Annotated in this window: 19 protein-coding genes and 2 pseudogenes; 10 read left to right on the forward strand and 11 right to left on the reverse strand. The window is 58.6% G+C overall.

Annotated elements, in window-relative coordinates; translation table 11 throughout:
* Positions 1 to 3: 3 nt before the first annotated feature.
* Positions 4 to 780 carry a peroxide stress protein YaaA gene (yaaA, locus tag VDP79_RS00085; RefSeq protein WP_323016205.1) on the reverse strand — a complete coding sequence of 259 codons (777 nt, stop codon included), beginning with the start codon at positions 778 to 780 and terminating at the stop codon, positions 4 to 6.
* A gap of 86 nt (positions 781 to 866) precedes the next feature.
* The gene (locus tag VDP79_RS00090; RefSeq protein WP_323016206.1) at positions 867 to 1,649 is read right to left on the reverse strand and encodes a 3-hydroxybutyrate dehydrogenase; all 783 of its coding nucleotides are present in this window, start codon (positions 1,647 to 1,649) and stop codon (positions 867 to 869) included.
* 152 nt (positions 1,650 to 1,801) lie between these two features.
* Here VDP79_RS00090 and crcB point away from each other — a divergent pair, with 152 nt between their 5' ends.
* Positions 1,802 to 2,203 (forward strand): fluoride efflux transporter CrcB, encoded by a 402-nt coding sequence (gene crcB / locus VDP79_RS00095; protein ID WP_323016207.1) that lies wholly within the window; start codon positions 1,802 to 1,804, stop codon positions 2,201 to 2,203.
* 62 nt (positions 2,204 to 2,265) lie between these two features.
* On the opposite strand, the gene VDP79_RS00100 is transcribed toward crcB, so the two are convergent.
* Both VDP79_RS00100 and VDP79_RS00105 read right to left on the reverse strand, forming a co-directional pair.
* Positions 2,266 to 2,985, reverse strand: a complete 720-nt coding sequence (locus VDP79_RS00100) for a TerC family protein (RefSeq protein ID WP_323016208.1) — start codon at positions 2,983 to 2,985, stop codon at positions 2,266 to 2,268.
* A gap of 207 nt (positions 2,986 to 3,192) precedes the next feature.
* Complete coding sequence (locus tag VDP79_RS00105) at positions 3,193 to 4,041, reverse strand: NAD(P)H-binding protein (protein ID WP_323016209.1); 849 nt, start codon at positions 4,039 to 4,041, stop codon at positions 3,193 to 3,195.
* 70 nt (positions 4,042 to 4,111) lie between these two features.
* Between VDP79_RS00105 and VDP79_RS00110 the strand changes: the two genes are divergently transcribed.
* Positions 4,112 to 4,504, forward strand: a complete 393-nt coding sequence (locus VDP79_RS00110) for a helix-turn-helix domain-containing protein (RefSeq protein WP_323016210.1) — start codon at positions 4,112 to 4,114, stop codon at positions 4,502 to 4,504.
* 11 nt (positions 4,505 to 4,515) lie between these two features.
* On the opposite strand, the gene VDP79_RS00115 is transcribed toward VDP79_RS00110, so the two are convergent.
* Complete coding sequence (locus VDP79_RS00115) at positions 4,516 to 5,709, reverse strand: MFS transporter (RefSeq protein WP_323016211.1); 1,194 nt, start codon at positions 5,707 to 5,709, stop codon at positions 4,516 to 4,518.
* Between the two features lie 93 nt (positions 5,710 to 5,802).
* Here VDP79_RS00115 and VDP79_RS00120 point away from each other — a divergent pair, with 93 nt between their 5' ends.
* From VDP79_RS00120 to VDP79_RS00130, 3 genes are all read left to right on the forward strand, one after another.
* Positions 5,803 to 6,036, forward strand: a complete 234-nt coding sequence (locus VDP79_RS00120; protein ID WP_323016212.1) for a hypothetical protein — start codon at positions 5,803 to 5,805, stop codon at positions 6,034 to 6,036.
* Positions 6,037 to 6,040: 4 nt separating this feature from the next.
* A complete protein-coding gene (locus VDP79_RS00125; RefSeq protein ID WP_323016213.1) occupies positions 6,041 to 6,778 on the forward strand; it encodes a hypothetical protein in 738 nt (245 codons plus the stop codon).
* A gap of 188 nt (positions 6,779 to 6,966) precedes the next feature.
* Positions 6,967 to 10,458: a DUF748 domain-containing protein gene (locus tag VDP79_RS00130; RefSeq protein ID WP_323016214.1), complete on the forward strand. Its 3,492-nt coding sequence runs from the start codon at positions 6,967 to 6,969 to the stop codon at positions 10,456 to 10,458.
* 42 nt (positions 10,459 to 10,500) lie between these two features.
* Here VDP79_RS00130 and VDP79_RS00135 read toward each other — a convergent pair whose 3' ends face one another.
* On the reverse strand, positions 10,501 to 12,195 hold the full coding sequence (locus VDP79_RS00135) for a SulP family inorganic anion transporter (RefSeq protein ID WP_323016215.1): 1,695 nt from the start codon (positions 12,193 to 12,195) through the stop codon (positions 10,501 to 10,503).
* Between the two features lie 146 nt (positions 12,196 to 12,341).
* Here VDP79_RS00135 and arsC point away from each other — a divergent pair.
* Positions 12,342 to 12,714, forward strand: a pseudogene (gene arsC, locus VDP79_RS00140) (arsenate reductase (glutaredoxin)).
* Between the two features lie 12 nt (positions 12,715 to 12,726).
* Here arsC and tehB read toward each other — a convergent pair.
* Positions 12,727 to 13,290 carry a tellurite resistance methyltransferase TehB gene (gene tehB / locus VDP79_RS00145; RefSeq protein ID WP_323016216.1) on the reverse strand — a complete coding sequence of 188 codons (564 nt, stop codon included), beginning with the start codon at positions 13,288 to 13,290 and terminating at the stop codon, positions 12,727 to 12,729.
* A 956-nt stretch (positions 13,291 to 14,246) separates the two neighbouring features.
* On the opposite strand from tehB, the gene VDP79_RS00150 reads away from it, so the two are divergent.
* Entirely contained in the window at positions 14,247 to 14,837 is a 591-nt protein-coding gene (locus tag VDP79_RS00150) for an ATP-dependent nuclease (protein ID WP_323016217.1), read from the forward strand.
* Here the strand turns inward: VDP79_RS00150 and VDP79_RS00155 are convergent.
* A protein-coding gene (locus tag VDP79_RS00155) for an IS3 family transposase (RefSeq protein ID WP_323016336.1) occupies positions 14,823 to 16,033 on the reverse strand; the annotation gives its coding sequence in 2 pieces (ribosomal slippage) (positions 14,823 to 15,718 and positions 15,718 to 16,033; 1,212 coding nt in all). The two genes, VDP79_RS00150 and VDP79_RS00155, sit on opposite strands and share 15 nt — an antisense overlap.
* A gap of 142 nt (positions 16,034 to 16,175) precedes the next feature.
* Here VDP79_RS00155 and VDP79_RS00160 point away from each other — a divergent pair.
* Together VDP79_RS00160 and VDP79_RS00165 are read left to right on the forward strand one after the other, a co-directional pair.
* The gene (locus VDP79_RS00160; protein WP_323016218.1) at positions 16,176 to 16,559 is read left to right on the forward strand and encodes an AAA family ATPase; all 384 of its coding nucleotides are present in this window, start codon (positions 16,176 to 16,178) and stop codon (positions 16,557 to 16,559) included.
* 59 nt (positions 16,560 to 16,618) lie between these two features.
* Positions 16,619 to 17,706 (forward strand): IS3 family transposase gene (locus tag VDP79_RS00165; protein ID WP_323016219.1). Its coding sequence is split into 2 segments (ribosomal slippage): positions 16,619 to 16,871 and positions 16,871 to 17,706, totalling 1,089 coding nucleotides; the frame shifts between segments, so codons are not numbered across the junction.
* A gap of 42 nt (positions 17,707 to 17,748) precedes the next feature.
* On the opposite strand, the pseudogene VDP79_RS00170 reads toward VDP79_RS00165, so the two are convergent.
* Positions 17,749 to 17,895, reverse strand: a pseudogene (locus VDP79_RS00170) (IS5/IS1182 family transposase); the annotation flags it as partial.
* Between the two features lie 294 nt (positions 17,896 to 18,189).
* Here VDP79_RS00170 and VDP79_RS00175 point away from each other — a divergent pair.
* On the forward strand, positions 18,190 to 18,720 hold the full coding sequence (locus tag VDP79_RS00175; RefSeq protein WP_199769688.1) for an ester cyclase: 531 nt from the start codon (positions 18,190 to 18,192) through the stop codon (positions 18,718 to 18,720).
* 177 nt (positions 18,721 to 18,897) lie between these two features.
* Here VDP79_RS00175 and VDP79_RS00180 read toward each other — a convergent pair whose 3' ends face one another.
* Positions 18,898 to 19,752 (reverse strand): helix-turn-helix domain-containing protein, encoded by an 855-nt coding sequence (locus VDP79_RS00180; RefSeq protein ID WP_234035509.1) that lies wholly within the window; start codon positions 19,750 to 19,752, stop codon positions 18,898 to 18,900.
* A 437-nt stretch (positions 19,753 to 20,189) separates the two neighbouring features.
* Positions 20,190 to 21,340, reverse strand: a protein-coding gene (locus VDP79_RS00190; RefSeq protein ID WP_323016337.1) for an IS3 family transposase whose coding sequence is annotated in 2 segments (ribosomal slippage) — positions 20,190 to 21,091 and positions 21,091 to 21,340 — 1,152 coding nt in all. Because the reading frame shifts where the segments join, the coding sequence is not laid out codon by codon here.
* Positions 21,341 to 21,396: the final 56 nt, after the last annotated feature.

The following is a 21,396-nucleotide window of genomic DNA, read 5'->3' on the forward strand; positions in this document are numbered from 1 at the left end:
GGGTCACCCAGCCGCGCGCCGGAACACCAGCCGATCCGCCGTCGATGCCTCGTCAGCGTATGCATACCCATCTGCCGCAAATTTTCGCAGACCCGCCACCCGGTCCGTGCCGTGATCGATGACATAGCGCGCCATCAGGCCCCGCGCCCGTTTGGCATGAAAGCTGATGACCTTCCAGACGCCGTTTTTCTCGTCCTGAAAAACGCATTCAATGACACGGGCCTGCAGCACTTTCCGATCCACGGATTTGAAGTATTCCTGGGATGCCAGATTCAGCAGCACCCGTTCACCCGGCAGGGCATCCAGGCGCCGATTGAGTTCCTGTGCGATCCGGGCGCCCCAGAACTCATACAGGCTATGCCCCCGCGCCGTTTTCAGCCGGGTGCCCATTTCCAGGCGATGCGGCTGGATCAGATCCAGCGGCCGCAGCACCCCGTACAGACCGCTGAGAATCGCCAGATGGCCCTGCGCCCAAGTCAGACGGGCATCGGATAATTCCGCCGCCCGCAGGCCTTCGTAGACGTCGCCATTGAACGCCAGCGCCGCCTGGCGGGCATGGCTGACATCGGGGGCATCGACCCAGGCGGCATAACGCTCTGCGTTCAGGCTGGCCAGCGCATCAGACAAACCCATCAAGCCGGCCAGATCGCCCGCCGACAGCGTCTGCATGACGCTCACCAGTTCGCGCGTATCGGCGGGAAAGACCGGTGCAGTGTGCTGCGTCGTGCGCACCGGCGAGTCATAGTCCAGCTTTTTCGCCGGCGACAAAACCATCAACATGAAGAGCTCCTGCACATAAATGACAACGGCGACAGCATAAGCTATCGCCGCAGGAAACCGGTCCGGCCGGCGCGGACCGTCGGAAATCAGCGGGCCGTCCAGCCGCCGTCGATGGACAGTGTGGTGCCGGTCATCTGCGCCGCCGCATCCGATGCGATGAACACCGCTGCCTGCCCCAGCTGCTGCGGGGTCACGAACTGCAGCGAGGGCTGCTTTTCCGCCAGGAGATCGCGGGCGGCATCATCGATGCTGAGACCCTTTTGCTGCGCCAGCGCCTGGATCTGCTTTTCGACCAGCGGCGTGCGCACCCAACCCGGGCAGATGGCATTGCAGGTGACGCCGGCGCCGGCGTTTTCCAGCGCCGTGACCTTGGTCAAACCCACGACCCCATGTTTGGCGGCCACATAGGCGGACTTGTTGACCGACGCCACCAAACCATGCGCCGAGGCGATATTGATGATGCGCCCGGACTGCTGTTTTTTCATGGTCGGCAGCGCCGCCGCCGTGCAATGGAAAACCGCCGACAGGTTCAGCGCAATGATGGCGTTCCATTTATCGACGGGGAAGTCCTCGACCAGATCGGTATGCTGGATGCCGGCATTGTTGACCAGGATATCGATGCCGCCCAGCGCCTTGACCGATTGGGTGATGAAATCACGCGCCGCCTGAGCGTCCATCAGATCGGCATTCAGGTAAACGGCCTTGATGCCGAAGTCCTTTTCCAGGCCGGCGCGCTCTCGTTCGATGGCTGCCGCATCGCCGAATCCGTTGATCACCAGATCGGCCCCCTGACGGGCCAGTTCCTGCGCGATGGCCAGGCCGATACCGCTGGTGGACCCTGTGACGACTGCTTTTTTGCCTTTGAGCATATGAGGACTCCTGCTGAAACAGTTCATGAAAATGACTGAATCCAGTGTAGCGCGCCGTCCTGAATGCTGCCTTGCAGCCCCGATCAAACGCCAGTAACATCCGGCCGTGGGGTGCGGGGGGGTTGTGGCATTTTTTATGGTCATCACAGCACATGCCCGTCCTCTACAGCCCGCTCTTCGCCATCGCCGCCGGCGCATCCGCCGGCGCCATTCTGCGCTGGTGGCTGGGGCGCACCTTGAACGCCCTGTTTCCGCTGCTGCCGCCCGGCACGCTGGCCGCCAATCTGCTGGGCGGCTATATCATCGGTCTGGCGATTGCCGTCTTTGGCACATCCCCTCACCTGTCGCCGCAGCTGCGGCTGTTCATCATCACCGGGTTCTGCGGCGGCCTGACGACGTTTTCGACGTTTTCAGCCGAACTGGCCATCTTGCTGCAAGAAGGACGATTCGGCTGGTTGGCGGCATCCATCCTGACCCATGTGGGGGGGTCCCTGGCCATGACGCTGCTGGGCATCGGCACAGTAGCCGTGATCCGGATGATGAGCGCTGCCTAGACTGCGGCGCCCCGCCCGCCGCTCATGGCCCCGCCAGGCAGCGGGACCACGGGCCGGGTTGTTTATTCCGACGCGGTCACGGCGGCCGGCGTCTGCTTTTTGCGACGCGCCAGCCACTGGCCAAGGCCTACCACCAGCAAGGCGCCGATGATTTCAGCCGTGATCTTCCAGACCATCGCCGGTTCGCCGAACTGCTCGACCACGAACACATCGGTGATCAGCATGCCGCCGGCAATCCAGCCCAGCAGCCCCGCGCCCAGCACCACGACCGTCGGGAAACGATCGATCAGCTTCAGCACCAGCGTGCTGCCCCAGATGATGATGGGCACGCTGACCAACAGGCCAAAGACCACCAGCCCGATCTGATGATCGACGTGAGCGTTCTGCGCCGCCCCGGCAATGGCGATGACATTGTCCAGGCTCATCACAAAGTCGGCGATGATGATGGTCTTGACGGCGGCCAGGATCGACGCCCCGCCCTTGATCTTGTCATGCGCATCATCTTCGGGCAGCAACAGCTTGACGCCGATCCACAGCAGCAGCAAACCGCCGACCACCTTCAGGAAGGGTACGCTGAGCAATGTCAGCGCAAAGGCGATCAGCACCACGCGCAGGATGATGGCCCCGGCGGTCCCCCACAGGATGCCTTGCATGCGTTGTTTGGGCTGCAGATTGCGGCACGCCAGGGCGATCACCACGGCGTTGTCGCCCCCCAGCAGAATATCGATCAGGATAATCTGGAATACCGCGCCCCAATGCAGGGTCTGAAAAAATTCGATCATGGTCAGTCTCTATGAAAAATGGCCTGAAACCCATTCGGGCCAGGCCATTCTCGGGATAGAGATGCACCTTGCCCATAACGGCAAGGTCTTGCTCGCAACCAATTGATTGCCCGGACACCGGGTGCCTGCCTGAAGCAGACGACCGTCATGACGATGCCACAGAAAGTGAGCTACTCCCCTTGATCTGCGAAGTATATAGGAAAAAGGCTACTTCAGGGCGGCCGCCACGATCGCCGACAAAGCGGTCGTCGGCCGGCCGATCAAACGCGACAGCTCGCGCCCCGTGTGAAACAGAGCGCCTTGCGACGCGCAAACGTCCCAACCCGCAATGGCCTTGGCAAAGTCGGCGGGCAAGCCAAACCCCTGCAAAGCCGCGGCATAATCCGCTTCCGGCAGATTCCGGTACGGAATCGTACGGCCCGTCTGACGTGAAATTTCCGCAGCCACATCCGCCAGGGTATAGCTCTCGTCCCCCGCCAATTCATAGACCTTGCCGTCATGGCCCGCGCTGCTCAGGACAGCCGCAGCGGCCTCGGCATAATCCGCCCGCGCGGCAAACGAAATCCGGCCTGCTCCCGCGCTGCCGATCAAGGCGCCGCCTGCCACGGCGATCCCGCAATCGTTCCCGCATAATTTTCGCCGTACCAACCATTGCGCAAAATCGTGCATGGCGATACCGGAATCCTTCAGCATCGCTTCGGTCGCCTGATGTTCACCCGCCAGACTCAAACTGCTGGTATCGGCATGCAGCAGGCTGGTATAGACGATGCGGGATACGCCCGCCTGTTTGGCTGCATCAATGACATGGCGATGCTGCTCGGTGCGTTTGCCCAGTTCATTGGCGGAAATCAACAACAAGGTGTCGACCCCGGCCAGCGCAACCGCCAGGGTCTCGGGTCGGTCATAATCCGCCTGACGGACCGCAACCCCCAGATCGGCGGCTTTCGAGGGCGTCCGCGCCAGGGCGACCAGGCTTTGGGATGGCGCCCTGCTCTGCAGGGCATGAATCACGAGACGGCCCAACTGGCCGGTGGATCCTGTAAGGGCGATTGTCATGACGTGTCTTCCATTGCGTTGAGTGAGGATGACACTGTATGCTTTGTACTAACTTTTAGGAAGTACGCACATGAAAGTAAGTATAGAAAATTCAACTATCCCCCTTGTACAACGGGGCAATCTGCTGGCCGAGGCCTGTCCATCGCGCGACGTGCTCAAACACATGACCAGCCGCTGGGGGGTATTGGTCCTGCGTGTCCTGTCGGGGGGTACGCACCGTTTCAGCGCTTTGCGGCGCACCATCGGCGGCGTCAGCGAACGCATGCTGGCGCAAACGCTGCAATGGCTGGAAAGCGACGGCCTGGTCGATCGCGTCGCCTTCGACGTCGTCCCGCCTCATGTGGAATACAGCCTGACTCCGCTGGGCCGGGAAGCAGCAGAGCAAGTCGGCGCCCTGGCCGACTGGATCGAGATCAACCTGCCGCAGATCCTGGCCGGCCGCCAAACGGCCAAGTCATCCTGATCAGGCAGGCATCAGGCCGCCGTCGCAGGCCCGGGCATGAAGCGCCAGGCGATCAGCCCGCCCAAGGCCTGCGCCAGCAGCAGGACTGCCACCGTGCCATGCCATCCGCCCCAGGCATACGCCACCCCGCACAGCCAGGCCCCGGTGAATCCGCCGCAATAGTAAGCGGAATAATACAGACCGCTGGCCAGGGATCTGCCCTGCGTGATGCGATAGGCGATGAAGCTCATGGTGGCCGACTGAGTGATGAACGTGCCGCAGGCGGCAATGGCCAGCGCCGCCACGATGCCCCAGGAAGGCCGCACCAGGGTCAGCGCCACCCCCAGGGCGGATAAGGCCAACATGGACAGCACCGTGCGGCGCACGCCGATGCGCGGAATAATGCGCCCCGCCAGCGGCGTCACAACCACCCCCAGCAGATAGACGGCAAAGATATTGGCCAATTGGCCGGAACTGAAATGATAGGGCGCTTGCGCCAAATGCAGATTGACGAAGGTGAACAAGCCGATCAGCGCAAACAGCACCGTGAACCCCAGGGCGCAGGCGGTCTGCAGCGAAGGGTTGCGCAACAACTGCCCCAGGGTCGTCATGCTGGATCGAAAGCGCGTATTGGCCACGAAATGCCGCGAATCCGGCAGACCGCGCCAGACGATCACCGCCCCCGCCAGGTTCAACACAGCCATCACGCCAAAGGCCGACTGCCAGGCTATGTATTCCGTCAGATGCCCCAGAATGAAGCGCCCTGAGAAACCCCCCAGCACGCTGCCCGATACATACAGCGTGACGATGCGCACCATGGCCGGACCGCGGAACTCTTCGCCGATATAGGCGATGGCGACCACCGATACCCCTGGCACCGCCAAGCCCTGCAAAAAACGCAGGATCAGCAGCCCCTGAACCGACCCCACCAGCGGCATCAGCGCCGTGGGAATCGCCAGGGCGAACACCGATCCGACGATCAGTTTTTTGCGGCCGATCGCATCGGACAGCAGGCCGATGAAGGGGGAAATCAGCGCCACCGCCAGCACCGTCATCCCCACCGAATTACCGATTTCCACCACCGAGGCATTCAGGTCACGCTGCAGCTGCGGCAGGATGGACTGGATCGAATAGACCTGGATGAAGGCGAACACCCCCACCAGCGCCATGGTCAGTTTCAGCAACAGACCGGGGCGGTCATCGGGATCGTCAAAGGGGGCAGACACGAGGGATGGACATACTTTGCAGGAATTTTCCATTATAGGAGCGTGAATGCTCATGGTATAAAAAGGCTGTTTCACCCCAGCAGGATCAGGGACATGTCCACACGAATATTCATCCGCCTGGGCGCCGCATCGGTGCTTGCCATCCTGATGTCGGGATGCGCATCCGACAGCACTGGCGTCAGCACCGCCCTGAGCAAACCGCTCTGCGCCGTAAGCCCCAGCAGCTGCCTGTATGACGGCGCCTACGAACCTGGCGAAGCCGCCTATGCCGAACAGGAAGCCAGACGCCTGAATCAGGCCCAACTGAGCAGACTGAGGGGCATGTAGCCCCATGCCGGACGCCGTTTCTTTTACCGACGCCCTCGCCCGCCTGGCGCCCCCCGAAGACCAGCGACACGCCGCCGCCCTGGCGCGCGAAGCCTTTACCCTGGCATTCAAGCAAGCCGCCGCCGAGTCCACGGCGGATCAGACCGCCGGCATCCTGGCGCACTGCCTGGCCTGGAAAGCCGCCGCCCCCGCCCCGGATGCCGCCGCCCTGCGGCTGGCAATGCTGCTGTCCGGCCTGGATCAATGGGGGCTGGCCTTCAGCCAGGCCTTCGGCATCACAGCCATCCCGTCCCTGACGCAATTGATCGCGGATATGCGCACACAGGCTGACGCCGTCGAGGAAGCCCACCTGCAGCAACAGCTGGAACAGCTGGATGCGCAGGAAGGCAACGCCATCGATTTCAAGATCACCCTGCGCCGCGACATCCACCTGGCGCTCTGGCATGCCATGGCCTGCAGCGCCGACCCGGCATCCGCCCAGGCGATCCTGCAGACCCTGGGCAGCCTGCTGCTGGCCCTGAATACCCGCATGCCGGAACTGGGCTGGAGACTGGTGGCCGACGCACTGGCCCACATCCAGATCCGCCTGCTGGACGGCGAATTGCCGCCGCTGGCGCAAAGCGGCACGCAGGCCTTGCTCGACGCCCTGCGCCAGGCCCTGCCGGCTGAGCGCTACAAGACCATCCTGGCGCATGCCGCCAACGCGCTGATGGACTGGCAACGCGCCCGGCGCCCTCACTGAAAAGGCTGCCTGCGCATCATCAGGATGCGCGCAGACGCCCACACCCGAATATTAAAGAATGCAAAATCCCGCCCCCTGCATGGACGCGCCGGGATCCGGCAGGGATAATGGGCAAAAGCCCCGGCCGGCGTGACTGTGATGCTCGCCCCCGGACACGGGGCGCATCATATCGGTCGGGAGCGCGGACAATGCCACTCAGGATGCCAGTTCTGAAACTCAGCCCACGGGCAGTCAAGATTCTGGCGGGCATCGCGCTCACCCTGCTGATGCTGGCCGCGCTGTCGGCCTGGCTGGTACCCAAGGCGGTACGCCATGCGCTCACCCAGAACGTCGCTGAACTGCTGGGTCGCCAGGTGGATGTGGGCGACATCCGCTTCAACCCCTTTACGCTGGCGCTCAGCGCCCAGGATCTGGTCATCTCCCAGCCGCAGGCGACACCGCTGCTGCAGATCGGCGAGATCGACCTGCGCGTGGCCTGGCGTTCCATCGTGATGTTTGCGCCTGTGCTCGACCGCATCCGCATCGATCAGCCCCGCCTTGCGCTGGTGCGCCAGGACGCCACGCACTTCAATTTTTCCGACATCATCGACCGGCTGACCCGGTCACCAGCCCAGCCGCCCGCCGATGCCAAGCCGGAAGCAAAAGCACTGCCGCGCTTTTCCCTGAACAATCTGTCCTTGACCGGGGGCGCCATCAGCCTGGAAGATCACCTCACCGGACGACAGCAAAAAATCGACGAACTGACGCTGGGCATTCCCTTCATTTCGTCGTTTGGCTACGCCACGAAAATCGACGTGCTGCCTGCCGTGCACATGCTCATCAACGGCAGTCCCTTTGACTTGAGCGGGACGGCGCGGCCTTTCGATGCCATCCCCGCATCCACCCTGGACGTGACGCTCGACGACCTGGCGCTCGACCAGTGGGCCGACTTCTGGCCCCTGCCCCTGCCTGTCCGGATCAAGAGCGCCCTGCTGGATTCCCGGCTGCAAGTCTTGTTCGAGCAGCCCTCCGGCGCCGCGCCACGCATCCGCGTACAAGGCGGCCTGGATCTGCATCAACTGGATGTGACCGAATCCTCCGGCGCACCGTTGTTGGCCTGGAACAGCCTGAACATCCAGAACCTGGCAGCCGACCTGAGCGCCCGGACGGTCTCCATCGAAACGACGACGCTGGACACACCCCGCGTACAGGCGCATCGCGATGCCCGGCAGCTGAACTGGCAGCGTGTCGCCCAGGGCTTTGCCAAACTGGGCGAACCGGCGCCCGCTGAACCCGCTGCTGATGCCGCAAACGCCACACCGGCAACTGCCAGCACGCCAGAACCCGCCCCCGCCGATCCCAAATCTGCCGCCTCGGTTTCTGCTCAGGCCAACGGCGCGCCACCAACCGCCCAGCAAGCGACCGCCGCACCGTCCGCCGCCCCCGGCTGGGCAATCACCATCGGCGCCTTCAAGATGCAGGCCGGCGAGATTCACCTGCGCGACGATCCCTCCGGCCTGGACTATCCTGTCAGCGGCCTGAGCGCTGACATCCAGCACATCGCCTGGCCGCAGCCCGCCGATCAACCCATGCAGGTGCAGCTGAACATGGACAATCCGGCCGACGGCAGCTCGCTGCAGATCCAGGCGCCTGTTGTCCTGCAGCCTCTTTCCGTTCAGGCGCAAGTCCGATTGGATCAACTGGCGCTGGCGCCTTTTGCGGCGGCAGTACGCCATTTCGCCCCTATTACCGTGCAGGATGGCCGACTCAGCCTGGAAGGCGCCGTCGATGTCGCGGGGACTCAAGTCCTGGCGCGCGACGTCAAACTGGGCCTGCAGCAGTTCGCCGCGCGCGATGATTCCGTCAAACCCGGCGTGAACCTGTCCATCGGTTCGCTGGCGCTGGACGCCGACCGGCTCGCCCTGGATGCCACACCTTCACACTTCATCCTGCACGCCGATGGCCTGCAAAAGCACGGCACGCTGGCGCTCAAGGGCGTCCTGACGGCACAGCCGCTGCAGCTGAAAACCTCGATCGATCTGGCGAAATTCGATGTGGCTTCTCTGGCCCCCTATATCGCGTCCAGCCTGAACGCCACCGTGCGCAGCGTCTCCCTGAGCGCGCGCGGCGACGCCGAATTCGTCCCCGCCCAACACAACAAACCGATGCGGGCGGATTGGCGCGGCGCCGTCCAGGTGAACAATGTCGATCTGCAGGATCGCGTCAACAAAGCGCCATTCCTGAACTGGAAGCATCTGGGCCTGAGCAATATGCGCGTCTCGATGGCGGGGCCGAAACTGGGGCTGGGGCTGGGCGACATCCAGCTGGACGACTTCTACGGCAACATCCTGCTGAACAGCAACGCGCGCCTGAACGTCATGGACATCCTGGTGGACAAGGGCCAGGCAGCCGGTTCCATCACACAGGACACACAGACCCGCCGGGGCCAACAGGCCGACACCGGCAAACCTGCCGCTGCCAAATCCGCCGCCCGACGGACTGCCGAACCCGATATCTCGATCCACAGCGTCAAGCTCAAGCGCGGCCGCATGACGTTCAACGACCATTTCGTGCGGCCCAACTACCGCGCCGAGCTGTCGTCCATCGACGGCGCCCTCACTGCCGTCTCCTCGACCAAACCCACACCGGCCAAAGTCAATATCGCCGGTCGCGTATACGGCACAGCGCCCTTTGCCGTGTCGGGCACGGTGCAGCCTTTCACACGCTATCTGGCGCTGGACCTCAAGGCTTCCGCCAAAGGCGTGGACCTGCCTCGATTCACCACCTATTCTTCCAAATACGTCGGCTACGCCATCGAACGCGGCAAACTATCGGTCGATCTGCAATACGAAATCAAGGACCGCGCACTGCAGGCCAGCAACAAGGTGCTGCTGAATCAGCTGACGTTCGGCAAACCATCCGACAGCCCTGACGCCATCAAGCTGCCTGTGCTGCTGGCGGTGTCCCTGCTGAAGGACTCCAATGGCAATATCGACATCAATCTGCCGATCTCGGGTTCGCTGGACGATCCGCAGTTTTCGATCGGCGGCATCGTCGTGCAAGTCATCATGAATACGCTGGCCAAGGCGGTGACGGCGCCCTTCAAGCTGCTGGCCTCCGCCTTCGGCAGCGACAACGACCTGTCGCAGATTACCTTTGCGCCCGGCAGCGCCGTACTCGACGACACGGCCCAATCCAGTATCGCCACGCTGGTCAAGGCGCTGACCGACCGCCCCGCCCTGAAGATGGACATCATCGGTCGCGCCGATCCGCAATCCGACGAAGCCGGCCTGCGCCAGGCCTGGGTAGACGACAAGCTGCGCGCCGCCAAGGCCCGCGACGTCGGCGGCCGGGGCAAGCAAGCGGCCCCCGGCACGATTGCGCTGACCGACGCCGACCGCGCTAAATACCTGGAAGATGTCTACGACGACACCAAGATCAAGGACAAACCGCGCAACGCCATCGGCTTTGCCAAATCCTTGCCGCCCGAACAGATGAGCGCCCTGCTGCTGGCCGCTGTCCCGCTGGACAAGCAAGCCCTGGAAACACTGGCGCAAGCCCGCGCGCAAGCCGTGTACGAACAGATTCTGACGACCGCCCAGGACCTGACCAACCGGGTCTTCATCGTCGCGCCCAAGATCGACGCAGCGGACACCGAGGACAGCGGTCCGGCGACGCGCGTGGATTTTGCCTTGCAGTAGGCAGGGGAACGCCTGGTCGTTCCCCTGGACCAGGACGCCGCGCTAGGCCCCGCCAATCAGCTGCCGGGCCGCTTTGATCGCACTGTCCACATCCTTGCGGAATCGCGCCGAGGTTTCCTGGATGCCGTGACGCAACAGCGTATGCCTGACAGCCTGGGTCGCCGCAACAATATACACGGCAGCGCCCCGACGGCCCGCCTTGTTGGCCAGCCCTTCGATCGTGGCGACGCCGCTGGAATCCAGCAAAGACACTGCCGACAAATCAATGATGTAGGCCTTGGGCCGATCACTGATGCGATCCAGCGCCGCCTCGACGGCGGACGTCGCGCCAAAGAAAAACGCCCCGCTCACGCGGATCACCGCGATATCCGAATCCGCCGGGACCGCCAGTTTTTCATCCCCGGGGACGCTGTCTGCCATATCGTCCGGCGCCCAGGCATGAACGCGTTCCACCGCCACCATCCCGGCCATACGGTGCATGAACAGCAACGCGCTCAGGGCGAAGCCGATCAGGATCCCCTCGCTGAGATCGCGGAAAATGACCAGCAGGAAGGTCACCAGCAGCACGACCGCATCCCCCCACGACACCCGCAGCAAGCGCGCGAAGGCGTGTTTCTCGACCATGTTCCAGGCCACGATCGTCAACACCCCCGCCAAGCTGGCCAGGGGGATATAGGAAGCCACCGGCGCTGCGATCAGCACGAACAAAAGCAGAAAGACGGCATGCAGCATGCCTGAAACCGGCCCGCGTGCGCCAGATCGGATATTCGCCGCTGTGCGCGCAATATTGCCGGTCACGCAGATGCCGCCGAACAAGGGGGATGCAATATTGGCCATACCCTGAGCGACCAGTTCGCAGTTGGAGCGATGCCGCCCCCCCGCCATGGAATCCGCCACGACGGCGGACAGCAGGCTTTCTATGCAGCCCAACAAAGTAAAAGCCACGGCATTGGGCAGCACGGCCAGCACCTTGGCATAGCTGATATCAGGCAAGCTGGGCGCAGGCAGCGTCTGAGGAATCCCGCCGAACTGTGTGCCGATGGTTTCTACCGGCAAGCCGAACAGGGCGGCGCCCACCGCCGCCACCACGACTGCAATCAGGAACGAGGGCCATTGCGGCCGGTACCGCCGTACCACCACGATGAGCGCAATCGTCACGGCAGCGACCAACACCGCTATGGGGCTGGTGGTCGGCAGAGCCGTACCCAAGGCGTGCAGCTTGGGCAGCAAGGGGCCCGGCTCGTGTTCCAGCCGCAGCCCGAACAGATCACGGATCTGGCTGGCAAAGATGATGACTGCTATGCCGGCGGTGAATCCCACCGTCACCGGATAGGGAATGTATTTGATGAAAGCGCCCAGCCGCAGAAACCCGATCGCGGCCAGCATCAGCCCCGACAGCAGCGTCGCCAGCAACAGCCCGTCCACCCCGTGCTGGGCCACCGCCGCCGCCACCAGCACGATGAAGGCGCCCGCCGGCCCGCCGATCTGAAAACGGCTGCCGCCAAAGGCCGAAACGATGAAGCCGCCGATGATGGAGGTATACAGGCCGCGATCCGGTGTTACTCCGGATGCAATGGCAATCGCCATAGACAGCGGCAGCGCCACGATCGCCACCGTCAAACCTGAAAACGCATCCGCCCGAAGGCTTGCCAGACCGTAGCCTTGCTTGAGCACGGTTACGATCTTGGGTGTGTACAGTTCGCGAAAACTGGGTTTCGGGGCAGAGGCTACGTCCATACCAATCCTTTCATCCGCCATACGGCTTGCGCTATTATCGGCTCCGGCAGCGATTCTACGATTGTCCTATCTCAAACGCTGTTGCCAAGGCGACACACACGAGATCACCGCCCCCTTTCCGCCCCCTTCCGAACCGAGGCCATGACATGAACCAGATCACCATCTATCACAACCCCGCCTGTGGCACGTCACGTAATGTACTGGCCCTGATCCGTGAGCGCGGCGAAGAGCCCGCCGTCATCGAATACCTGAAAACGCCCCCTGGATCGCGCCGCACTGACGGCGCTGATCGCCGCGATGGATGCGCCGGTGCGCTCGGTGCTGCGCGAAAACGGTACGCCCTACGCAGAACTGGGCCTGGATGACCCGAAATGGAGCGACGAACAATTGATTGATTTCATGATCCAGCACCCTATCCTGATGAACCGGCCCATTGTCGTCACGTCACTGGGCACGCGCCTGTGCCGGCCCTCTGAAACAGTACTGGAGATTCTGCCGCAGGGTGCATCCAAGGCTTGATGCGCGACAAGATTACAGGGGCTTGCGCGCCAACAAGGTGGCGAACTGCAGCCGGGCCCCGTTATGCATGGTGCCGGGATCTTCGTTATATTTAACGAGGTCCCAGCCCTGATAAATCGCGCTGAGTTCCCCTGGCTTCAGGGTGAAGGGGAAATTCATCGGACAAGGGTATTCCGCCGTGTCCATGGCGCACACAATCAGGTTGTAGCCCCCCGGCAAGGTGTGATCCTGCATGTCGGACAGCACAGCGCCCACCCGCGACATGTCCAGAAACATCAAGGTCACCGTGCAGGCGATGAATCCGTAATCCGCATCCAGCGCCGCATCGTTAAGGTCATAGACCCGTGGTTGAATCGTGCGGATGTCTTCTTGCTGGACAATGGACTGCAACATGCCAATGGCATTGGAATTGGCATCCACGGCCGTCACATCAAAGCCCTGCTGGTGCAGGTACAGGGCATTGCGCCCGTTCGAGCACCCCATATCCAGCGCAGCGCAGGGCGCGATCACCTGACAGGCCTGCACGACTTCGCTGTGGGCCGGATTCAGGCCGTAGCGGCTGTTCAAATCTTCCATTGCTTGCGATCCTTGGTTCTACATCATTCAAAATGGTTAAAAAAAATTCCAGCCTGTGGCGTTAAGCATAAAGTGGCACGAAATAAAGCATAAGTTGGCACTGTTTGCTGGCGCTCCGCCCATTTCTGGGTCAGAGAATAAAGCAAAAGATGGCACTCTTTATAACCCATTGAATGATATGGCTATTTTTTGGCTCTTTTCAGGGCGAAAACTGCTACTGCCCTCACCACTGACAGATGTCGTGCTCTATGAAGTGGCATAAGCCACCACAACCACCGACTCGACAGCGTCCTTACTGGCCTCTTCGGCTTGAAGTACCAGGGCAGATTGGTTCTTCGAAGGATGGATTTCTTATGCCCCGCAGCAGTAAGCACGGGAAATTCCTTGACTGCTGTTGTAGATGTACAAGTAAGTCGTGAAGTTGCACAAATAGTCGTGAAGTAACTCGCAGGACACAGCTTCCTGAAAGTCGTGAAGTAGAACGCTGTTTCTTCAATTTTTCAATGGATTACAGGAATTTTGTACATTCCCTGTTCCGTCTCCACGCCCGCCCTCTGCCCTGTTACACCTCTCCCCGTCCTATCGCACTTCAGGACTCACTTCCGACAAAAAGCAAAAAACGGCCCAAAAATGCTGTTTTGTACAAGTAGTCGTGAAGTGCTGGGAGCTCCAGCGCCCCGCACGAACGTTCAGCTCAAGCCAAGCCAATCACATGTCGTCCAGAGAAATAAACGTGAACAATCAGTTTGAGCCAATAGAGGCTGGGACGACAGCACGAAACCTCCGATACGTCTCATCGCCACATTCGGCTTCCCATTCCCCCCGTAACCTAGTGTAAAGTTTCCGACAGTAAGGCGTAATACGCGAGTTCAGTTGCGCAGCGAAATTCTTCGCGTGCTCATGCTCCTCGTCGAGTGTGGTACAGGAACGCCCCACCTTCTGAAAAGCCTGGAAATATGACACGAATCCGCAGGGTAGAAATCAATAATTTCCGTGGGATACAGCACTTAGACTGGAATCCATCCGAGGGAATAAACTGCCTCATTGGACCTGGAGACAGCGGAAAATCAACAATCTTGGACGCCATAGACATATGCCTGGGTGCTCGAAGAAATGTCGTGTTTTACGACACTGATTTTCATAACCTGGATGTAGGCCAACCGCTCGTTATATCAATAACTCTGGGGGATCTGCCTGACGCCCTAAAGAACATCGAGAGCTATGGGATTTTCCTTAGGGGCTACGATAATTTCACCGACACCGTCGAGGACGAACCTGAAGCGTTTATGGAGACCGCCCTAACGCTACGTTTAACGGTATCAGATGATTTAGAGCCTTCCTGGACACTATTTTCCGAAAGGGCATTGACCGAGGGATTCGAGCGGAACCTAGCGTGGAAAGACCGTCTGGCTATTGCTCCTGCTCGTATTGGGCACTACACAAACAGCCACCTCTCTTGGGCAAGAGGCTCTATCCTCAACCGGCTTACCGAAGAACGCGCTGGATTTGCCCCCGTATTACCGGACACAGAATCACCCTTGGGTTGATAAATCCTGATGGCGCCTGAACTCCCTGGGGGACCGGTATTTCAGCGCACTGTGGGGGTGCCGCTCGTTGTAATGCTCAAAGGCAATCGCCAAATTCTGCAGCGCCGTGGGCACATCGGGCTTGGGCATGAAGGCGACATAGTCACGCTTGATCGTCTTCACGAAGCTCTCGGCCATGCCATTGCTCTGGGGGCTGCGCACGGGCGTGGTCAGCGGCTTCAGGCCAATGCGTCTGGCGAACTCTCGCGTCTTTGATGCGATGTAGCCCGAGCCGTTATCGCTCAGCCACTCGATCTGCTGCGGCGTCTGATCGGTATTGCCGAACCGGTGTTCCAGCGCCGCCAGCATCACATTGCGCACCACGTCGCCACTATGACCAGCGGTGGTTGCCGACCAACTCATCGCTTCACGGTCGCAGCAGTCCAGGGCAAAGGTCACCCGCAAGGGGCTGCCGTCATCACAGCGGAACTCGAACCCGTCAGAGCACCAGCGCTGATTGCTGCGCAGGACGGCGACCTGCCCATCGTGGCGCCGCGCAGGCGCCAGGGGCTGCCTGCGACGTTCCAGCAGCAGACCATGGTCGCGCATCACTCGGTAGACCCGTTTGGCGTTGACCGGCGGCTCCTGCTGCTGCTCCCGATCTCGCCGCACCAGCGCCCAGACTCGCCGATAGCCGTAGCTGGGCAACTGCCCAATATGCTCATGAATCTCTTCGACCAACTTCGTATCCTGCGTCGGGCGGGCCGTGCGGCCATCGCGCCAATCCGCTGATCGTGCCAGCCTGACTGCCATGTTCGAGCGCGCCACGCCGAGGACTTCACAGACCCGCTTCACCGGTCTTCCCCTGGCAACGAGGGCGAGCGCGCAATCCATTTTTTTGAGCGGCCGTACTCCACCGCTTCGCGCAAAATCTCGTTCTCCATGGTCTTCTTGCCCAGCATGCGCTGCAGCTCCCGGATCTGCTTGAGCGCGTCGGCAAGCTCCGAGGCCGCGACCACCTGCTCGCCAGCATCCACTGCCGACAAGCCGCCGTCCTGGTACAGTTTGCGCCAGTGAAACAGCTGGTTCGGGTTCACACCATGGCGGCGCGCCACCATCGAAACCGTCTGACCAGGCTCGTTGCTCTCGCGCACCATGGCCAGCTTCTGTTCCACCGACCAGCGCCGCCGACGCTCCGGCTGGGTCAGTAATTCCATCACTTCCTGCTTGCTGTTGGTCATAAACACAGTCGTATGCCTACCTGCTATTTTAAGTGGGTGACTGTGTCCGGTGTTTCAGGGGGCCGATCCACGCGCAAACCTGGGAGCAGAATTAGCAGATGCTGCCAGGCAAGCTCGAATGGGGTTTGGGACTCAGGCCGCTACTCAGTTAGCAGCAACATTAAAAATTGCTACTGATACCGCGAACGACTTGGGTGTCTCTGTCGGAAAGTCAGCCCAAGCTCTCCTCGATGCACATGCAGTTACTTTAGGAAGTGGTGCTATCGCACTTCATAGTGAAGAGGGAGTCCCACTACAGTCCCTGGGCACTGGTTCGACTCGTCTCCTGGTGGCCGGCCTGCAGCGGGTCGCAGCGGAGGTGGCATCCATCGTTTTGGTGGATGAAGTGGAACATGGCCTAGAACCACACCGCTTAACGCGTCTACTCACATCCCTCGGCGCTAAAGAAGCCAAACCGCCCTCACAGGTATTCATGACCACTCATTCCCCAGTGGCCGGGTAATCCCCCCATTAAAGCGGTGCAGTCAGAAGTAGAATTTTCTCATTGAGGAGTTCTACAGCATGAAGAAGTCACGATTCACAGATAGCCAGATCCTGGATGCGATCAAACGGGTGGAGGCCGGCATCACGGTGCCAGAGATGTGCCGTGAGCTGGGCATCAGCTCCGCGACGTTCTACAAGTGGCGCGCCAAGTACGGCGGCATGGACGTGCCGATGATGTCGCGGATGAAGGAGCTGGAGGCGGAGAACGCACGACTGCGCAAGATGTACGTCGAGGAGAAGCTCAAGGCCGAGCTGCGCGCGGAGGCTCTCGAAAAAAAGTGGTGAAGCCATCTCGCCGCCGCGAGATGGCTCAACGTGTCGTGCAGGAGCGCGGGATATCGGTCCGGTTGGCCTGCGAGACGTTTGGCATCAGCCAGACATGCTACCGCTATGAGGGCAAGCACAAGGCCGAGAACGACGAGATCGCCGACTGGCTGCTACGCCTGACGGATAGCCACCGGAATTGGGGATTTGGACTGTGCTACCTGTATCTACGCAACGTGAAGGGGTTCGGCTGGAACCACAAACGGATCTATCGCATCTATCGGGAGCTGGAGTTGAACCTGCGGATCAAACCACGCAAACGCCTGGTGCGCCAGGCACCTGAACCGCTGACGGTGCCGACGGCCACGAATCACGTCTGGTCGATGGACTTCATGCACGATCAGTTGGTCGATGGGCGTAGCATCCGGCTGTTCAATGTGATCGATGACTTCAACCGTGAGGCGCTGGGCATCGAGATTGACTTCTCCCTGCCGTCGGAGCGGGTCATCCGCTCGTTAAAACAGATCATTGCCTGGCGCGGCAAGCCGTTGACCATTCGCTGTGATAATGGCCCGGAATACCTGAGCTCAGCGATCACAGAGTGGGCACGCCGGTGGGGCATCAAACTGGAATACATCCAGCCCGGCAAGCCGCAACAGAACGCCTATGTCGAACGGTTCAATCGGACTGTGCGGTACGAATGGTTGTCCCAATATCACTGGGAAGATCTGGATCAGGTCCAACGTGCAGCGACGGAATGGATGTGGTCCTACAATCACGAACGCCCAAATATGGCCTTGGGCGGCATCACCCCAAAACAGCGGCTGGCCATGGCCGCGTAGCCTGCCTACTTCTGGCAATCGCTAAAAATGGGGGGATTACCTACCAGCCTTGGGATAAAACGGCTCGATGACTTCCACCATGTTTTGCCATGGCAGAATCTGCTCCATGCGGGACAAGAAAATCTCTTTTCTGGTCTGACGGCGCTTACTGCTGAATTCACTGTCGGCGAAGGTGAGCTGATGACTCATGATGAACCCTTTTTCATGGCTCCAGATGACAAACATGATCTCATATCAGGGACTTGTTCGCACCTTCCCTAGTCGATTCATTATTTCAACGACTGGTGATTTGGCATACTTATAGTCATACACCAAGTGGCTACTATGCCAGTGGCGATTCACTGTGGACTAACCATGTTAGGCTTACTCTATCTTCCTTTCGAGTCTTTTAAACAAGTTTCTGACCTTTTCGACCAATTACATTATCCATATTTTCTATATACTTACTAAATCGGAAAGATGAGAAAATAAAAGGGATATGGCATGAGAAATTTAATGAAACTTGGTGGTGTGCTAATGATGGCTGTTATATTAATGTTTATTACAGTTAAGTCATATGCCGACCAAAGTGAGTGTAAAAATTCGGAGTTTTTTATGAATGAAAACAATAGTAAGACAATAGTTCAACGTTTCAATAAGGAAGTAATTGTTGATTTAAATAGAAAATCCTTCGATGAATTAATGTCTACGGACTTCATCAATCACTCTGCTGCCTCTGGCACTGATAATGGTCCAAACAGCATGTGGAATACATTTAGTAACGTTCTGCACCCAGCAATTAGCAATCTCAACGTCGAAATACTCGATCAAATCGTTGAGGGTGATAAAGTGGTGACACGTAAGAGAATTACTGGCCGTCATACAGGAAGTCTTATGGGCATTGAAGCCACAGGGCGAGATGTAAGTATTGATGTCATTGACATAATACGAGTTAAAAATGGACAATACGCAGAACACTGGGGGTTAAATACTTTTGGTGCGGTGATACAAGAGTTAAAATCTGCTGAAAACTAAACGAATAATTTACCAGCTATTATTCAAAGTCTTCAAAATTATCCCACGACGTTGTTTTTATGCGTGGGATGCCCCCATTCCTAGAAAAGCAGTAATCTGTTTAGATCTGAAAGCTGTTACTACTAACCACAATCACTTGGCTTATTTCAAAACGAAAGCAATCTGTTGTTACTTACGTCAAGAGTTCGGAGGCATTCCTATATGTTCACGAGGACTGACACCAAAATGCTTCTTGTAAGCATGACTAAAGCTTGAATATTCACTATAGCCAAGCTGTGAGTATACTTCAGCTAATGGCACTTTATGCTCACATATAAGCTTTTGAGCGTATGTCATTTTTTTATGATTCAACCATTTTCTTGGTGGCTGATTAAATATGCTAATAAAGGTTCGTTTGAATGTAGATAAGCTCATGTTGCATAAAAAAGCCAACTCTTGTAAAGAGAGATTAGAGTACATGTTACTTTGAATGACTTGGCTCAATGCAACTTCTGAGCGAGATCGGCTATGTACACTGCAAAAAAACGACTGTAATCCCTCTATCTGAGTTGTTTCTAGATACCCAAAAAGTTCTAATAATTTGGCCCATTTTACGGTTGAACTTATAGGGCCGCTGGTTAACAAGAGCCTAAGTGATCGAGCATAATGCCGGATGAAATCATCCTGATTAAAAATTTGGCATGGGGAAGGTCGATTAGATTTACGGGGAAACTCAACGTTTGACAATAATTTTTCTAGCGTTTCATTTTTAATGTAAATAACAATGCTGCTGAAAGGATTATTATCCGGAATAACCTCGGAGGTCATTAAATTTCCAGAATTCAACATTACAAGTTGATTTTTTTTGACCGATACACTCAACTCCGGAGTCAACACAGTTTTCTCTCCAGATAATAATATGTTCACCATGACTCTGTTTAGCTGAATTTTATTCTTATTAGATGCTTCCTTAGTGACATAATGACGGATAATAATATCCTCATTGCATTGTGACTCCGTAAGCAAATCTTCCGGTAGGTTATATATCATCATCTTGTCCAAAATAGATCGCCTGATTTCCTATAGTGGATTCGAGGCTCAATAAGTTTAAGCTATTTTCCCATACATAAAGTAATTCATAAACTTACAAATTAGCAAAGGCGCCAAAATGGATATGTCCAGAAACGTGTTTCTAGACTGGCCCCCTGAATCTCCAGACAGTTGGTATCACTTAAGTTAGTGATAGTCTTAATACTAGGGAAGGTGCGAATAAGCGGGGAAATTCTTCTCGGCTGACTCAGTCATTTCATTTTTTCAGTTTGAGCCGATCTTTTCTCCCGTAAACGCCTTGAATCAGCCTATTTAGACCGTTTCTTCGCCATTTAAGGCGTTATTCCCAGTTTTTAGTGCGATCTCTCCCACTGACGTATCATTTGGTCCGCCCGAAACAGGTTGGCCAGCGTGAATAACATTGAATCGGCCCGGGTTTTCTAGACGGTCCCGGTCTTCAAAAAATGCTGGTTCTCGAATTCTACCGGTGAGAGATCACCGGCATGGCTGTGGCGCCGTTTCGGGTTGTAGAACATCTCGATGTAATCGAAGATATCAGCCCTGGCCTGCTCCCGGGTGGCGTAGACGCGACGGCGGATCCGTTCGCGCTTGAGCAGCTGGAAGAAGCTCTCGGCCACGGCGTTGTCATGGCAATTGCCGCGCCGACTCATGCTTGGTTTGAGCCGATGGGACTTCAAGAAATCACGCCAATCGTGGCTACCGAACTGGCTGCCCTGATCGCTATGGATGATGACCTCAGTCTTCGGACGGCGGCGCCAGACGGCCGCTAACAAGGCGTTGAGCACCAGATCGCTATCGATGCGACTGCCCATGGACCACCCGACCACGGTGCGCGCAAAGAGGTCGATCACCACCGCCAGATACAACCATCCCTCATGAGTGCGGATATAGGTGATGTCGGTCACCCACGCCTGATCGGGCGCAGCCACGTCGAACTGTTGCTGCAAGAGGTTCTCAGCCACCAAGCTGGGGTGCCCGCCTCGGTTACCCGGCCGCCGGCGCTTGTAACCCGTCTGAGAACGCAGGTGATGCTCGCGCATGATCCGCGCCACCCGGTGCCTGCCACAGATCTCGCCCAGATCCCGTAGGTCGTGGGTCACCTTGCGATAGCCGTAGATGTACTCGCTGTCCTGCCAGCTCTGACGAATGAGCCCTACGAGCCGCTGATCCTCCAGAGTGCGAGCGCTGTGTGGAGAACGGCGCCAGGCGTAGTAGCCGCTGGGATGGATACCGAGCACCGCGCACATACGTCGCACCGGAAAGACGGTCGTGTGGTCCCGAACGAAGGCGTACTTCACTGGGACTGCTTCGCGAAGTACGCCGCCGCTTTTTTTAAGATGTCGCGCTCCTCGGTCACACGCCGCAGCTCGGCCTTCAGGCGCCGAACTTCCTGAGCCTGTTCACCGGCCTCGCGGCGGCTGCCCTCGTCACCAGCGTACTGTTTACGCCACTGATACAGGCTCCAGGTACTGATCCCCAAACGCGCTGCAACATCGGCCACCTTGTGGCCGCGCTCGGTCGTCTGGCGCACAGCCTCGATCTTGAACTCTTCGGAAAAACGCTTCTGCATGGCCTTCGTGCTCATGATGACTCCTCATCGCCCCATTATGAGGCATATGGGTGTCT

This window comes from Castellaniella sp. (assembly GCF_034675905.1).
Lineage (GTDB): Bacteria > Pseudomonadota > Gammaproteobacteria > Burkholderiales > Burkholderiaceae_B > Castellaniella.

What these genes read in the sequence shown, in the direction of transcription:
- yaaA (WP_323016205.1), bottom strand. Translation starts at nt 780, where the DNA reads ATGTTGATGGTTTTGTCGCCGGCGAAAAAGCTGGACTATGACTCGCCG.
- VDP79_RS00090 (WP_323016206.1), bottom strand. Translation starts at nt 1,649, where the DNA reads ATGCTCAAAGGCAAAAAAGCAGTCGTCACAGGGTCCACCAGCGGTATC.
- crcB (WP_323016207.1), top strand. Translation starts at nt 1,802, where the DNA reads ATGCCCGTCCTCTACAGCCCGCTCTTCGCCATCGCCGCCGGCGCATCC.
- VDP79_RS00100 (WP_323016208.1), bottom strand. Translation starts at nt 2,985, where the DNA reads ATGATCGAATTTTTTCAGACCCTGCATTGGGGCGCGGTATTCCAGATT.
- VDP79_RS00105 (WP_323016209.1), bottom strand. Translation starts at nt 4,041, where the DNA reads ATGACAATCGCCCTTACAGGATCCACCGGCCAGTTGGGCCGTCTCGTG.
- VDP79_RS00110 (WP_323016210.1), top strand. Translation starts at nt 4,112, where the DNA reads ATGAAAGTAAGTATAGAAAATTCAACTATCCCCCTTGTACAACGGGGC.
- VDP79_RS00120 (WP_323016212.1), top strand. Translation starts at nt 5,803, where the DNA reads ATGTCCACACGAATATTCATCCGCCTGGGCGCCGCATCGGTGCTTGCC.
- VDP79_RS00125 (WP_323016213.1), top strand. Translation starts at nt 6,041, where the DNA reads ATGCCGGACGCCGTTTCTTTTACCGACGCCCTCGCCCGCCTGGCGCCC.
- VDP79_RS00130 (WP_323016214.1), top strand. Translation starts at nt 6,967, where the DNA reads ATGCCACTCAGGATGCCAGTTCTGAAACTCAGCCCACGGGCAGTCAAG.
- VDP79_RS00135 (WP_323016215.1), bottom strand. Translation starts at nt 12,195, where the DNA reads ATGGACGTAGCCTCTGCCCCGAAACCCAGTTTTCGCGAACTGTACACA.
- tehB (WP_323016216.1), bottom strand. Translation starts at nt 13,290, where the DNA reads ATGGAAGATTTGAACAGCCGCTACGGCCTGAATCCGGCCCACAGCGAA.
- VDP79_RS00150 (WP_323016217.1), top strand. Translation starts at nt 14,247, where the DNA reads ATGACACGAATCCGCAGGGTAGAAATCAATAATTTCCGTGGGATACAG.
- VDP79_RS00160 (WP_323016218.1), top strand. Translation starts at nt 16,176, where the DNA reads ATGGGGTTTGGGACTCAGGCCGCTACTCAGTTAGCAGCAACATTAAAA.
- VDP79_RS00175 (WP_199769688.1), top strand. Translation starts at nt 18,190, where the DNA reads ATGAGAAATTTAATGAAACTTGGTGGTGTGCTAATGATGGCTGTTATA.
- VDP79_RS00180 (WP_234035509.1), bottom strand. Translation starts at nt 19,752, where the DNA reads ATGATGATATATAACCTACCGGAAGATTTGCTTACGGAGTCACAATGC.